This window comes from Trichocoleus sp. FACHB-591 (assembly GCF_014695845.1).
GTDB lineage: Bacteria > Cyanobacteriota > Cyanobacteriia > FACHB-46 > FACHB-46 > Trichocoleus.
Genome location: NZ_JACJPA010000021.1, coordinates 1 through 14,729, shown reverse-complemented (window position 1 = coordinate 14,729; position 14,729 = coordinate 1). Strand labels below are relative to the sequence as shown.

Annotated in this window: 10 protein-coding genes; 6 read left to right on the top strand and 4 right to left on the bottom strand. The window is 49.4% G+C overall.

Features of this window, described 5'->3' with window-relative positions; translation table 11 throughout:
- Positions 1-211: 211 nt before the first annotated feature.
- The 6 genes from H6F90_RS03025 (at position 212) to fahA (ending at position 11,747) form a co-directional block, all read left to right on the top strand.
- Positions 212-1,096, top strand: coding sequence for an alpha/beta hydrolase (locus H6F90_RS03025; RefSeq protein ID WP_190550116.1), 885 nt, complete (start codon positions 212-214; stop codon positions 1,094-1,096).
- A gap of 875 nt (positions 1,097-1,971) precedes the next feature.
- Positions 1,972-4,041: a long-chain fatty acid--CoA ligase gene (locus H6F90_RS03020; RefSeq protein ID WP_199295683.1), complete on the top strand. Its 2,070-nt coding sequence runs from the start codon at positions 1,972-1,974 to the stop codon at positions 4,039-4,041.
- A 33-nt stretch (positions 4,042-4,074) separates the two neighbouring features.
- Positions 4,075-6,417: a 3-hydroxyacyl-CoA dehydrogenase/enoyl-CoA hydratase family protein gene (locus H6F90_RS03015; RefSeq protein WP_190550114.1), complete on the top strand. Its 2,343-nt coding sequence runs from the start codon at positions 4,075-4,077 to the stop codon at positions 6,415-6,417.
- Between the two features lie 12 nt (positions 6,418-6,429).
- Complete coding sequence (locus H6F90_RS03010; RefSeq protein ID WP_190550112.1) at positions 6,430-7,611, top strand: acetyl-CoA C-acyltransferase; 1,182 nt, start codon at positions 6,430-6,432, stop codon at positions 7,609-7,611.
- 149 nt (positions 7,612-7,760) lie between these two features.
- Positions 7,761-10,214, top strand: a complete 2,454-nt coding sequence (locus H6F90_RS03005) for an acyl-CoA dehydrogenase (protein WP_190550110.1) — start codon at positions 7,761-7,763, stop codon at positions 10,212-10,214.
- Between the two features lie 219 nt (positions 10,215-10,433).
- Positions 10,434-11,747, top strand: coding sequence for a fumarylacetoacetase (gene fahA / locus H6F90_RS03000; RefSeq protein ID WP_190550108.1), 1,314 nt, complete (start codon positions 10,434-10,436; stop codon positions 11,745-11,747).
- Positions 11,748-11,835: 88 nt separating this feature from the next.
- Here the strand turns inward: fahA and H6F90_RS02995 are convergent, their stop codons facing one another.
- From H6F90_RS02995 to H6F90_RS02980, 4 genes are all read right to left on the bottom strand, one after another.
- Positions 11,836-12,594: a ferritin-like domain-containing protein gene (locus tag H6F90_RS02995; protein WP_190550106.1), complete on the bottom strand. Its 759-nt coding sequence runs from the start codon at positions 12,592-12,594 to the stop codon at positions 11,836-11,838.
- A gap of 13 nt (positions 12,595-12,607) precedes the next feature.
- Positions 12,608-13,213 (bottom strand): DJ-1/PfpI family protein, encoded by a 606-nt coding sequence (locus H6F90_RS02990; protein ID WP_190441623.1) that lies wholly within the window; start codon positions 13,211-13,213, stop codon positions 12,608-12,610.
- A 252-nt stretch (positions 13,214-13,465) separates the two neighbouring features.
- Positions 13,466-13,789, bottom strand: coding sequence for a hypothetical protein (locus H6F90_RS02985; RefSeq protein ID WP_190441624.1), 324 nt, complete (start codon positions 13,787-13,789; stop codon positions 13,466-13,468).
- Positions 13,790-13,938: 149 nt separating this feature from the next.
- On the bottom strand, positions 13,939-14,526 hold the full coding sequence (locus H6F90_RS02980; protein ID WP_190550104.1) for a Crp/Fnr family transcriptional regulator: 588 nt from the start codon (positions 14,524-14,526) through the stop codon (positions 13,939-13,941).
- Between the last annotated feature and the right edge of the window lie 203 nt (positions 14,527-14,729).

The following is a 14,729-nucleotide window of genomic DNA, read 5'->3' as shown; positions in this document are numbered from 1 at the left end:
TTATTTGTCGCTGAAATTGGCTTCTTGCACAACCGCTGCTAATGGCACAGTGAAGGTAGGTGCGAGAGGCTAGCTTTAAGTCAGCGGAATGCTGTTCTGGCAGAACTTTGCCAAGGATAGGTATCTTTTAGCTGCCTAGCTATAAGCTTCCAGTAACTTAACCATGCATCCTAAAACCACAACGATATCAAAACGTTCGTGGAGCATTGTGATGAGACATATTGAAGGGAAGTTCAAGGGATTTGGTGGGCTTGACCTCTATTACCAAAGCTGGCATCCAGAAGGGCAGGTTCAGGCTGTAGTTGTCATGGTACATGGCTTAGGAGCACATAGCAGTCTGTTCGGCCAGGTTGTGCAGTATTTGGTTAGACAGGAATATGAGGTTTATGCTTTTGATCTGCGGGGTCATGGACGTTCCCCTGGGCAGCGAGGACACATTGGGGCTTGGGCGGAGTTCCGGGAAGACCTTCAGGCATTTCTGCAACATATTCAGACTCTACGCGCCAGTTGCCCTTGTCCTTATTTTCTTTGGGGCCATAGTTTAGGTGGCACGATCGCGCTAGATTATGCCTTGCGATCGCCAAACTTCTTGCAGGGGTTGATTGTATCTGCTCCAGCTCTAGGAAGAGTCTCTGTATCTCGCTGCAAGCTGATCGTGGGGCGGCTCCTATCAGGAGTGTTTCCCCGCTTTAGTTTACGGCTAGGGATTCCCTCAGACCTAGGCTCCCGCGACCCAACGCTTCTCTCTATCTATACCCAAGATCCACTGCGACATGAGTATGGTAGTGCCCGATTAGCCACAGAGTTTTTTGCGACCGTAGATTGGATCTACAAACATGCCTCGGATTTGCAAATTCCTCTATTACTGCTGCATGGCAGTGCCGATCAAGTGATCCACCCCGAAAGCAGCCGAGTTTTCTTTCAGCAAGTTATGTTTTCTGATAAAGAACATCATGAGTATCCAGGGTGTTATCACGATCTTTATGTGGATGTTGATTACCAAAAGGTATTCACCGACTTAGAGAACTGGCTAGAACGACATCTGGCAGGAAGTCCATCCTGTGAGGCTTTAGGGCTGTGTGTGGTGCACTACTAATTTACCGTTGGCTGGAGTGGGGCTTTTGAACTCGCCTAAACTCTAGTAGGTTCGCTTGGTAGATTCGTCTATTAAACCCTTCAGAAAATCCTCAAACTTCATGATTTTTCAGGTGATGTTGCGCTGAGAAACTATCACCTGAAAATCTATGAAGGAAGATAATTACTCTGGCTTACTGGTCTTGTACCTTATATGTAAACTGTTTTTAAGCTTAGGATTAAAGTTTAATTACAAAGAAAATGCGATCGCTAAATCTTAGAGTTCTAAGAGGTAGACCTAGTGATATACATAATTTGTTTGTCTGGTTACCAGCTCAATCGGAACAGAAAAAAGCACTTACTTGCCGTTTTGTGTCTCTCTTTTGGAGGATAAGCTATTGGGGATCAAGAAGAAAGGCTGTATATAGCCCTTATCTTTAACTTTGCAAAAGGTTGATTTGCTTTTAGTTTTGTTCAAGAAATGTATAAAAATCAGCGAATTGATTTTCTTATAGCTACACTAAATATTATCTGAAAATCTATTGCTGTCAGTTTGTTAGGTATGGTACTGCCCAGACTGAAGCTGTATAGAAACTACTGCTAATTACTACCAAGTTATAAGGAGACACTGGGAATTGACTAAGACTCCGGCCTTAGAAGTCGTGTTCTTTATTTTCTAATGGGTCTGCATCTAGCATCTCTGAAGCGTTGTTGAATCCTTGACGATTAAACCTCGATCAATTGTTTAACTTTTAGGATAGTTTAAGAAACTTGTAGCGCACTGTTCTCGTTGCATCCTTTGCGTTCCCAAATTTCTCTTTAGAACTATTGCTTTGGAGAGCTGAAACATATTATTCGTGAGGAGAAGGGTTTTTACTCTTCGAGGAGATCTTCCACATGGATAAGACTTACCAGGCTCCTCCTAGCTCTGGCAGGGTCGTTCTGGGGCGCACAATCCCCTCATTACTTGATGAGGCTTGTGCCCAAGCCCCAAATGCTCAAGCTTTGAATCAATGGACTGGCACAAATTGGCAATCCCTTTCCAATCACGGCTTTCGGGCAGCTGCTGAAGCCTGTGCGTTGGGTTTGCTAAGGTTAGGGTTAGAGAGCGGCGATCGCGTCGCTTTATTGATGTATAGCGATGTCAAATTTGGCTTGGCTGATATGGGTTGCCTATGGGCAGGGTTGGTTGATGTACCCATCGATCTCACTCATACCCTAGAGCAAATTATTTTTGTTCTCCAACGCAGTGAAGCTAAGGCTTTAGTCATTGCCGACCTAGAGCTGTTGGTCCAAGTCACGCCACATTTAGGAGATACTCCTCACTTACGGCATATTATCGTGGCGGATGTGCCTGAGGATTGGGCAGAGCAGCGATCGCACTGGCTCCAATCGTTTCCCGTTTCATTGATGTCTCTGGGTGAGTTGCAAAGTACCCAACCCATCCTAGAGACAAGTGAGGCAACGCCAGCTCTACAGGCGAATTCAAAACCTGAGGATTTGGCCACAATCATCTATATCCCGGATGAAGCGGGGCAACTGCAAGGGGTCATGCTAACCCATGAAAACCTCTCTATGAACGCTTTTGCCGCTTTCTCAGGCATTGCCACCCTGGGCAAAGGTGATGAGGAAACAGTGCTTTCTTTTCTGCCGTTAAACCATGTGTTAGCGCGGACGATGCTCTACGGACATATCCTCTACGGGCACAGCATCTACTTCTCCAGTGCTAGCCGTCTCACCAAACATCTCCAGGAGGTTCAACCCACTATCTTAGTGACCGTGCCTATTGTGTTAGAAAAGACATATAGCAAGATTGTCGAGAGGGGGAGTAAAGCTAGTTCTCTATTCACTCGTCTGATCTTTCTCTGGGCGCTAGGTTTAGCCAAACGTTATGAAATTGGCCGCCAACCTAACCTTCTATATGCTCTAGTGCTCAGGGTAGCCGATTGGCTGGTGCTGTCAAAATGGCGATCGCTCTTGGGGGGTCGCCTTAAATATGTGATCTGTGGCGGAGCAGCGCTGAAGGCAGAATTAGCTAATGTCTTTGCCGCCGCTGGCATCCCAATTCTACATGGGTATGGTCTCACCCAAGCCAGTGCGGTGGTGTGCTGTAATCGTGGCTCCTTTAACCGAGCGGGAACGGTGGGACTACCGATCGCAGGGATAGAGGTGGCGATCGCGGAGGATGACGAAGTTTTGGTGCGTGGACCTTGTATTACTTCCGGGTATTACAAGAATCCAGAGGCAACACAGAAACTCGTTGATCAGCAAGGCTGGTTGCATACAGGTGATTTGGGCGCGTTTACAGCAGATGGCTTCCTAAAAATTACAGGTCTGAAGAAGTCTCTGTTTAAACTCGCAACGGGTAAATATATTGCACCACAACCGATTGAGCAGCGCTTACAACAGTTCCCGTTGGTGGCTCAAGCGATCGCCGTGGGTTCCGCCCAAAAATTCTGTGCTGCCTTAATTGTTCCAGACTTACAGGCTCTCCATAGCTATGCCTTGGGAGTGGGGATTGATCTCCCACCCGATGCTCTCCTCACACATCCTCACGTCATAGCGCTTTACCAAGCTTTGGTCGATACCGCCAACTGTCATTTACCATACTGGGCGATCGTCAAGCGCTTTCAACTAATCAACAATCCGTTTACCGCAGAAAACGGCTTATTAAATCCAACCGGGCAACTGAACCGTACCCAGATTAATAAAACCTTTAGTAAAGAAATTGATGCTTTGTACGGGGAATCAGAGCCAAGCTGTGGGAAAGATCAGGATAAGCAGAAAGCAGCTTCTACATCTCCTCAAGCTCCTGAGAGTGACCTGTCGAGCGTGTATCCGTCTGTTTCGCCTGCTGCCTGTCCTGCCTTTGCCCAATCCCTACCTCGGATTAATCGTTTAATCACGTTCATCCTTTGGACGAGTTTGATTGCGCCTCATTCACTCACAAAATTGCCAATCTATTAGCTCATAACCCTCAATGCAAGGGAGAGTTCCTCAATGTTTAAGCCATTTCGAACCGCCGCCGTCCTGGGTGCAGGTGTAATGGGAAGCCAGATTGCTGCTCACCTCGCCAACATCGGTTTAACTGTGCATCTATTGGATCTACCTGCCAAGACAGGGAATAAAAATGATTTGGTAGAAGGCGCGTTTAAGAAAGCCCGCAAGCTATCTCCACCGATCTTCTTTACGGATAAAGTGGCTCATCGCGTCATCCTGGGTAACTTTGAAGAACATTTTGATCGTCTAGCCAATGTAGATTGGGTCATTGAGGCTGTTGTTGAGAATCTAGACATCAAGCAACAACTGATGCAACGGCTGGAAGCGGTCATGCGGTCAGATGCTGTAATTTCTACTAATACCAGTGGATTGCCGATTCATGCGATCGCGGAAGGTCGATCAGCATCCTTTCGCCAACGCTTTCTAGGGACGCATTTCTTCAATCCACCCCGCTATCTAAAATTGCTAGAAATCATCCCGACTCCGGAAACAGATCCGCAAGTAGTCGCACGCATGCGCTGGTTCGGAGAAACACGGTTAGGCAAAGGTGTGGTGATTGCCAAAGACACACCCAACTTCATCGCCAACCGCATTGGCATGTATGCCACGATGCAAGGCTTACGAGCTTGGACGGAACAAGGATACATCATTGAGGAGATCGATACTCTCACCGGAACTCTGGTAGGACGCCCTAAATCAGCTACCTTCCGCACCGCTGATTTGGTGGGGTTAGATACCCTGATGTATGTGACAAAAAACCTTTATCCCGCAATTTCCCACGATGAAAGCCGCGAGATGTTCCGGGTGCCAGAAGTGCTGCACAAACTCGTCATGGCAGGGGCGATCGGAGCCAAAGCAGGACAGGGATTTTACAAAAAACAGAAGGGTGAAATTCTCTCGGTTAATCCAGAAATGATGAACTACGAGCCCGCTAAACCCATGAATTTGGGCGAGGTGGAGAAGTTGGGTAAGGTATCAGCTTTGAGCGATCGCCTGCAAGCTCTGTACAAAGATCCTGGTCGTGCAGGGCAGTTCTTCCGCACCACCACACTGGACTTACTCGGATATAGCGCCCGTCGTATCCCTGAAATTGCTGATAGCCCTGCTGATATCGACCGAGCTATGTGCTGGGGGTTTGGCTGGGATGTTGGCCCCTTTGAGATTTGGGAGATGCTAGGCTTTGAAACCGTACTGGCAGATATGAAAGCAGCCAATATCTCAGTGCCCGACTGGGTGGAAACCATGTATAGGGAGGGCGAAGGATTCGGAAGTAGGCATAGCAGTCAATCGCAAGGATTATTGACCGAATCCTTCGCCCCTACGGTGGACAAAATCAATTTGGGAGAGATCAAAACAGATCCCCAAAAGACGTTATGGCAGAATGCTGAAGCCGCTTTGCTGGATTTGGGCGATGGTGTGGCGCTGTACGAATTTCGCTCTAAAGGCAATACCCTCAGCTTCAAAGTAGTAGAAGGATTAGCTGAGGTTCTAGATCTCCTAGAAGAGCGGGGCGACCTAAAAGGCATGGTGATTGGCAACGGTAGCGCTCATTTCTCTGGCGGTGCAAACCTCGCTGAAATGGGAATGACCGCCCAATCGGGCAACTTGCAAGCACTGGATGACCTGATTGTGGAGTTCCAGTCAGTTCTCCAGCGTATCCGCTATGCCCCCAAACCAGTAGTCATTGCCCTGCAAGGGCGAGCCTTGGGAGGTGGTTGTGAGCTAGTGATGGCTTGTCCTCACGTCGTTGCTGCCGCCGAAACCTATATTGGCTTGGTAGAGGTAGGCGTGGGTCTAATTCCTGGGGCAGGGGGCATCATGCGGACTGTGGCACGAGTGGCAGAACGAGCTGCTAGCGACTCTCCCAGCGACATTCAACCGTTCCTCAAGGCCGCTTTTGAAACGATCGCGATGGCTAAGGTTTCTACCAGTGCCTACGAAGCCCAACAGATGGGATACCTCCCTTGTGATGCCCGCATTTTGATCACTGGAGAGAATCGCCTAGAAGTGGCTAAAGCTGAGGTCATCCATCTCGATCGCGCTGGGTATGCACCCCCACCAGAACAAACCGCCATTATGGTCCTGGGCCGTCCCGCCAGAGCCATGCTAGAACATATCGCTTATGTTTTCCAACAAGGCGGTTTTGCCAGCGAATACGATCGCTACCTAGCAGGGAAGTTGGCTTACGTGATGACAGGTGGCGAACTCTCCGCTCCCACTCTCGTGCATGAAGATTACCTGTTGCGCCTAGAACGGGAGAACTTCTTACCGCTCCTCAGCCAACCCAAAACCCAAGAGCGGATCGCCCACATGTTGAAGACGAAGAAGCCACTGCGGAACTAAGGAGAAACGACCATGCAAGATGCATATATTGTAAGCAGCGTTCGGACGGCAGTTGGCAAAGCCCCTCGCGGTACCCTCCGCAACATGCGTCCTGACGATATGGGGGCGATCGCAGTGAAGGGAGCGATCGCTAGAGTAGAAGGACTAGAAGCAGAGCAGATTGACGATATCATCATCGGCTGCTCCTTCCCCGAAGCCGAACAAGGATTTAACTTGGGACGGGTGATTGCTCAACGGGCGGGATTACCCGACACCGTCGCAGGCTGCACCGTGAACCGCTTCTGTGCTTCGGGATTACAGACGATCGCAATGGCGACCCAAGCCGTGATGACAGGACAAGCCGATGTGATGGTCGCGGGTGGTGCTGAAACCATGAGCCTGATCCCGATGGGCGGTCATGCAATGGTTCCCAACCCAGACCTGATGACTTCAACGCCGCAAGTCTACTGCACAATGGGGTTAACGGCTGAAAATGTGGTGCAGCAGTATCACGTTTCGCGTGAAGATCAAGATGCCTTTGCTCTGCGATCGCACCAGCGAGCTTTGGCCGCCATTCAAGCAGGGAAATTTGAGGAAGAAACGATTCCGCTCCCCATTCACGAAACGCTATATGTAGATGGCGAAGCCAAAACGGTAGATATGGTCTTCCAAGTAGATGAAGGGCCACGGGCGGACACCAGCATGGAAGCTCTAGCAAAACTGCCCTCTGTATTCCGGATGGGAGGCAGTGTCACGGCTGGCAATTCCTCGCAAATGTCCGATGGGGCTGCTGCCACAATCATCATGAGCCAACGCAAGATGGATGAGCTAGGCGTGAAACCAATGGGACGATTGTTAGGTTTCAGTGTGGCTGGCGTACCTCCGGAAGTGATGGGGATTGGGCCTGTAGAAGCAATTCCCAGGGTACTCAAGCAAGTCGGTTTAACCCTAGATGACATTGGCTTAATTGAACTCAATGAAGCCTTTGCCGCTCAATCTCTAGCTGTGATCCGTAAACTGGGTCTCGACGAGGAGATCATCAATGTCAATGGTGGCGCGATCGCTCTAGGACATCCTCTCGGCATGACTGGAGCTAAACTCACCGCCACGATTCTGCATGAGATGAAACGACGCGGTGTGCGCTACGGCTTGGTGACGATGTGTGTTGGTGGCGGCATGGGTGCTGCTGGCGTGATTGAAAACTTGATGCTTTAGCAATTAAACAGACCCCTCCCTAACCCTCCCCCACGGGGAGAGGGAACCGCATTAATTGATACACCCCTCTCCGTACCAGGGAGGGACTGGGGAGGGGTTATTAGAGGTAATCGAATCGCATCTTTATCTAAATCGATTTGGTGAAGGTCATGCTTCCTATTTCCTTGGCGATCGCCTTCTCTCTTTCCCTCTTTCTCCTCCTACTTCTCGGTTATTTAGGAGTGCCGCTCTGGGCTTGGTCACTTTATACAGCGGGTATTCTGGCAGTTTTTCAAGCCCCTACTTGGCTGTGGATAGGATTCGGAATTGTAGCTTTGGTGCTGAATCTCCCTCTGTTGCGGCGATCGCTCCTTACAGTTCCCTTGATGAATGCAATTCAAGTGCTGAAGCTATTGCCCAGTATTTCTGAAACCGAGAAAGCCGCGATCGAGGCAGGAACAGTTTGGGTCGATGGAGAATTTTTCTCTGGCGCACCTGACCTGAACCGGATGAGCAGTGAGCCCTATCCAGAACTGTCCACCGAAAGTCAAGCATTTCTAGATGGACCTGTAGAGCAAGTTTGCCGGATGGCGACGGATTGGGAGATCAATCGCCGTAAAGACTTGCCGCCAGAAGTGTGGCATTATCTCAAACAAGAGCGCTTCTTCGGCATGATGATTCCGCAAGAATACGGCGGATTGGGTTTCTCCAATTTGGCCTACAGTGCGGTGATGGTGAAGTTGGCCTCGCGATCGTTTATCCATACAGCCACCGTTGGAGTCACCAATTCTCTTGGCCCCGCGAAACTGCTACTGAATTACGGCACCCCAGAGCAAAAAGATTATTATCTCCCTCGATTAGCTAAGGGTGAAGAGATGCCTTGTTTTGCCCTCACTGAACCTACTGCTGGTTCTGATGCTGCCAGTATCACCTCAGAAGGCATTGTGTTCCGGGGTGGAGACGAAAAACTGTATCTGCTGTTGAACTTTCGCAAGCGATATATCACATTAGGGGCGATCGCTACCCTGATCGGCTTGGCTTTCAGGCTCCGTGACCCCGAAAATCTCCTAGGTAAGGGTGAGAATGTTGGCATTACCTGCGCCTTGATTCCAGCGGATACCCCTGGTCTAGTACTAGGTAAACGCCACGATCCTATGGGAGTACCGTTTTACAACTCTCCGGTAGAAGGGCAGAATGTGGTCGTTTCCATTGACCAAATTATCGGTGGCAGTGAACAGGCAGGCCAAGGCTGGAAGATGTTGATGCAAAGCTTGGCGGCAGGCCGAGGCATTAGTTTCCCTGCCTCTTGTACCGGAATTGCCAAATTGGTCACGCGAGTTACTAGTGCCCACGCAGTAGTACGAAGACAGTTTGGGCTATCGATTGGGCGGTTTGAAGGCGTGGAGGAACCCCTAGCCCGGATTGCTGGGCTGACCTACCTCATGGAAGCAGCCCGCATCTACACCTGCGCGGCAGTAGATAATGGAGAAAAACCAGCGGTTGTTTCTGCGATCGCTAAGTACCAGTTCACAGAGCTATCCCGTAAGCTGGTCAACGATGGCATGGATATCCTCGGTGGTTCAGGGATTTGCAAAGGCCCGCGAAACCTTTTAGCCAACGTCTACACCGCTATGCCCATCCCGATTACAGTAGAAGGCGCAAATATCCTCACTCGCACATTGATGATCTTTGGACAGGGAGCAATTCGTTGCCATCCTTATATTTATCAAGAAGTTACGGCTTTGAATGAGGGAGATGCGATCGCCTTTGATCATGCCCTTTGGCATCACATCGGCTTGATGGTTCGCAACACCATCCGGTCAATGTTGTTGAGTCTTTCCCGTGGAGCCTTAGCTCAATCTCCCGTATCTGGCCCCACGGCACAGTATTACCGCAAACTGGCTTGGGCATCTGCTACCTTTGCCACCCTCACAGACATCGCTCTGATTGCTTTTGGCGGTTCCTTGAAGCGACGGGAGAAGCTGACGGGACGTTTTGCTGATGTGCTCTCCTGGATGTATCTAGGTATGGCTACTTTACGCCGCTTTGAGGCAGAGGGACGCAACCCAGAAGATCTCCCTCTGGTGCATTGGTCAATGCAGTATGCTTTTGCTCAAATTCAACTGGCATTTGAAGGGTTATTTGCCAATCTATCAATCCCTATCCTTGGCCCAGTGTTCCGAGGGCCGATCCTTTGGTGGTCTCGGCTCAATCCTATCGGCACCCTGCCAACAGATGAACTCGGCGGCACACTGGCTCAAGCGGTGGAGATGCCCGAAGGAGTACGCGATCGCCTCACCACTAATATCTATGTTCCTTCTCATCCTGATGAGGCCTTAGGACGATTGGAGCAAGCCTTCCAGCTATCTATCCAAGCCGAAGTTATCCTCAAAACCATCAAAGCGGCTATCCGCGATGGCAAACTCCCACCTGCTAAGCCAGAAAAGCTAATTGATGCCGCTTTAGAAGCTGGAGTGATTACAGCAACAGAAGCCACCCTAATCCGCGAAGCCGAATCTGCGCGTAATGAAGCTATTCAAGTAGATGCCTTCTCATTGGAGGAATACCAGCAAGGTGCACAACTCACCGCCTGGCCCACCAAAGAACTGATGCACCACGCATAATTCGTACTTTCTAAAAACTCGTAGGGACAAAGCATCCAGCCAGCAGTGTAAACCACCGACTGTAAACTCTGATCTGAATGCTTTGTCTAGTGCAAAGTTGAGCTAACTCAATAGTCCCGATCTGTCTTCAAGGGCATAGCATTCGGAATAACACTCAATTGTTTTCCCTTTTAATCACTGTTCAAATGCTATACCTCTACAAGGAAGGTTTAAAGTGCTATGTCTTTTGCCATCAATGCCACGCATGATCCAAATTTGCGGAGTTGGGTGGAGTCCGCTAACCAACCCAATACAGACTTTCCCGTTCAAAACCTACCGTTGGGGGTGTTTCGCAGACACAACAGCACCGAATATCCTCGGCTGGGTGTAGCGATCGGCGATCAAATTTTAGATCTCCTCCAGTGTCATGAACGTGGGCTTCTAGAAGGGCTGCCTGGAGATCTGCAAGCAGCTTGTGTAGACTCTAATCTCAATGCTCTAATGGCTCTGGGCAATCAAGCGACATCGACGTTACGGCATCGCTTGAGTGAACTATTGCGATCGCCTCAGCAGTCTTCCTCAATCGACCCCGACATTCTCGTACCCATGTCGGAAGCAGAGATGCTATTACCTGCCGCGATCGCTGACTACACAGACTTTTATGCGTCTATTTTTCATGCGACCAACGTCGGCAAGCTGTTCCGCCCCGACAATCCTTTGCTGCCTAATTACAAATATGTACCGATCGCTTATCACGGACGCGCGTCTTCCATTGTGGTCAGCGGTACAACCATCAAGCGCCCCAACGGTCAACGCAAACCACCAGAAGCCACAGCGCCGAGCTTTGGCCCCAGTCAAATGTTGGACTACGAGCTGGAAGTCGGAGCTTTCGTAGGAGTTGGTAATGAGTTGGGAGAGGCGATCGCCATCGATCAGGCTGAGGATTATCTCTTTGGACTGTGCTTAGTTAATGATTGGTCTGCTAGAGATATTCAAGCTTGGGAATACCAACCACTGGGACCATTTTTGGCAAAAAACTTCGCCACTACCATTTCTCCGTGGGTCGTGACTACGGAAGCCTTAGCTCCTTTTCGGTGTTCTGCGTTTCAGCGGGCTGAAGGAGATCCGGAACCTTTGCCCTACTTAGCTTCTGAGCGCGATCGCCAACAGGGAGGCATTGCCATCACTGTCGAAGTATCTTTATGTTCTACCCAAATGCGAGAAGCAGGCATTGAGCCTGTGCAACTTAGTCAGGGTTCGTTTCAGGAAATGTATTGGACCTTGGCTCAGATGCTTACTCATCATGCTAGCAATGGCTGTAATCTCCGTCCTGCTAATTTGCTTGCCAGTGGCACTATATCTGGGGCAGAACCAGGTTCTCAAGGATGCTTGCTAGAAATTACTCGACGTGGCTCCCAACCCATCGAATTACCCACCGGAGAAAAGCGATCGTTCCTGGTGGATGGAGATGAAGTGATTCTACGGGGTTACTGTGAGAAATCTGGATATGCCCGCATTGGTTTCGGCACTTGCCGAGGGAGAGTAACAGGATGATATTTATGGGCAACCAAAAGGGATTGTCCCTATAGCTTTCAGGGTCATATTGTGCAAGGCATTTTCCTGAATTAACCAGGAGGATCGGTTACGCTGCCACCTGGATTGCGGGTTCTTCAGAAGAGGCTTCTGTGGGAGCGCCATCTTGCACTAAGGAAGGCATCTGACCACTCTTCTGTACTAGGCTCCCAACCATTGCCAATAAAGCATTGACTTTGCGCGATCGCCATTCATCCACAAGTTCAGCCACTTGAGTGGCAGGTAAGCGACGCTCTAGCGCTTCATACAAATAAGCCGCATGTCCAGTTTCATCCTTGGCGATACTGAACATCCCTTTCTTCAGGCTGGCACTCCGTAGATCATCGTCGGGGAGAACTTGAGCCATCCGGGCAAAGTCTTTGCTGGCATCGAGTTCCAGAATATAAGTACTGGCCATAAATACAGCCCAATCTATGTTTTCTGGCTTGAGGTCAGCCTGGGCATAGCCTTCAAAATAGGCAGCAAAGAAAGGACTACGGCGCTCTTCAGGTTTGCGATCTTCCGATTGCTTTGCTAGTTGTTTGAAGTCAATCACTTGCTTGTTGAGTTGCTTCAAGGCTTGAGCAAAAATTTGCCCATGTCGCCGTTCATCTGCGGCATGACGGCCTAGTTTCTCTGCTAGCCAGGTATCTCCTTCAGCAGCGGCGCGATCGCGTAATGCTTCTAGAAACGGCACAGAGCCCGACTCAGCCAATTGAAATCCCGCAACAATATTAGGCCGTGTCAGGGGATCGCGAATTTGACTAGCGTAGACATACGCTGTGGCTGCAGATCCGACTAAATGGAGAGCGTAAGTAAAAATATTCATTCTGGAGTTCACATTAAACAGCTGCCATCTCTTCCTGCTCGTGCTCAATCTTGGTGCCGAGGGCTTTGAGAAACTCAGCCAACCAGCGCGGATGAGCAGGCCAAGCAGGAGCTGAGATCAAATTGCCATCAGCGATCGCGTCATGCACAGCAATTTCTACATATTCTCCTCCAGCGCGATTCACGTCGGGGGCGCAGGTAGGATAAGCCGCACAACGCTTACCCGCCAACACACCAGCCGCTACCAAGACTTGGGGGCCATGACAAATAACCGCGATCGGTTTGTTGTGACCCGCAAAATGGCGCACAATCTCAATCACCCGCGAGTTGAGGCGAATATACTCTGGTGCTCGCCCACCAGGGATGACTAAGGCATCATAATTGGCTTCGTCAATGTAGTCGAAGGTGGCATTGAGTTCAAAGTTGTGCCCAGGTTTCTCGCTGTAGGTTTGGTCACCTTCAAAGTCATGAATCGCGGTTCGAATTTTGTCGCCTGCTTCTTTGTGTGGACAAATTGCGTGTACCGTATGCCCAACCATTTGTAACGCTTGGAAAGGCACCATCACTTCATAATCTTCGACGTAGTCGCCCACCAACATCAAAATTTGCTTGCTTGCCATCGTGATTAACTCCTGCCAGATGCCCTGAATGCTTGCAGCTCTAAATTATTGTCTAATCTAATCGGTTTGCTGCGTTATGGATGACATTGGTTAAAACTTGTATCGTTGTGCTACTCATTCATGCTAGCTCGCGATCGCATCCATAACCATCCAACCCTTAAGGGTGCTAGCGATGCCGCTTGTAAGTGTCCCAGTCATGGAAAGTTAGGTACAAGACCCGCCTCTACCAAACCCGCTAAACTTTTAGCAACGTCAACCCAACGATTGGTTAGAACCTGCACAATTTTTGCAGTTCGACTCAGTTAACTTGGTAGCAGAAATCTCAGTAGTTGGCTTGGCAGAAAAAGAAGCGAGAGTTTGTTCGATAAAGTTTAGGCGCTGGCGATGCTGCAACCAAATGCGGCAAGCTTCTTCAGTCAGTTGAGCTTCTTCAGGGGGCAAGGATTCTTCGAACTGATTCTGGGCTAGAACCTTGGCTACCCGACTGGCTTGTTGATACTCTACCCCTGCTTTAACCAGCTCCGCATGGAATAGCCGTGTTTTTTCTTCAACGGATACAAAAAATCTAGTTGACATGAACAACTGGCGCGATCGCGGTTAGGAGGGGGCAACTACTACATAGTTTCGCTACTAGTTGACACGATTCGCATCCGCCTAAAGATTAACTTCTGACCCACATCAAACTCTACTCGTTATAGCCCTCTCATGGTTGCCCTAGATCTCCCCTAGATCTCATAGTGCCAAACTTCTTCTTCTTGCAGCACAATGCGCTGAAGGGATAGGCGACGAATCAAGCCCTGTTGCTCTAGCTGATTGAGAGTGCGGGTAATAGTGACGCGAGTGGAGCCGAGCATGTCAGCAATATCTTGGTGGGTGAGGCGGAGATCGATCAGTTGTCCTTGCTCAACTTGACGACCAAACTTTTTGCCTAACCAATTCAATAGCTTCAGCAGCATCATATCAACGCGACGATGGCTGCGAATTAGCGTCAACTCTCCAGCTTGTTGAATATGAGCCAGCAAAGCGGATTGAGTTTGCAGCCAATTGTCGGTTTGCAGCCGAGTTGCCTCTACTTTTGTCAAACACTCCAATTGATAGGGATCGATTTGGGCTAACGTTTTGCCCACAATTTCTCCTGCTCCCCACAAGCCCAGTGTGACGACAGTGCCATCCTCTAACCAGCTCAAGGCTCTAACTACACCCGTCTCAATCTTCCAGCAGCTCTCCGTTTCCAAAGGCAACAGCGATCGCGGCGCAAAATGCCGGGAATTCGTTGATGAGGCTTGAGTTCGAGGTAGCACGGAGATAGACATAGCCTTCAAAAATACTATATCCCGATAGACTAACCGGGGTTTAGGTAAATGTCAATTTTTTGATAGCAAATTTGAATGAGTTTATTCAAGCAGAACTTACGCAAAAGTCATTTGAACGGACGGATGCTTGAGTTGCTCCTTGAGATACTCAGAGAGCATCCCGTGCTTGATTTGATAGATAGTTCTACCACTTTCGTAGGCAA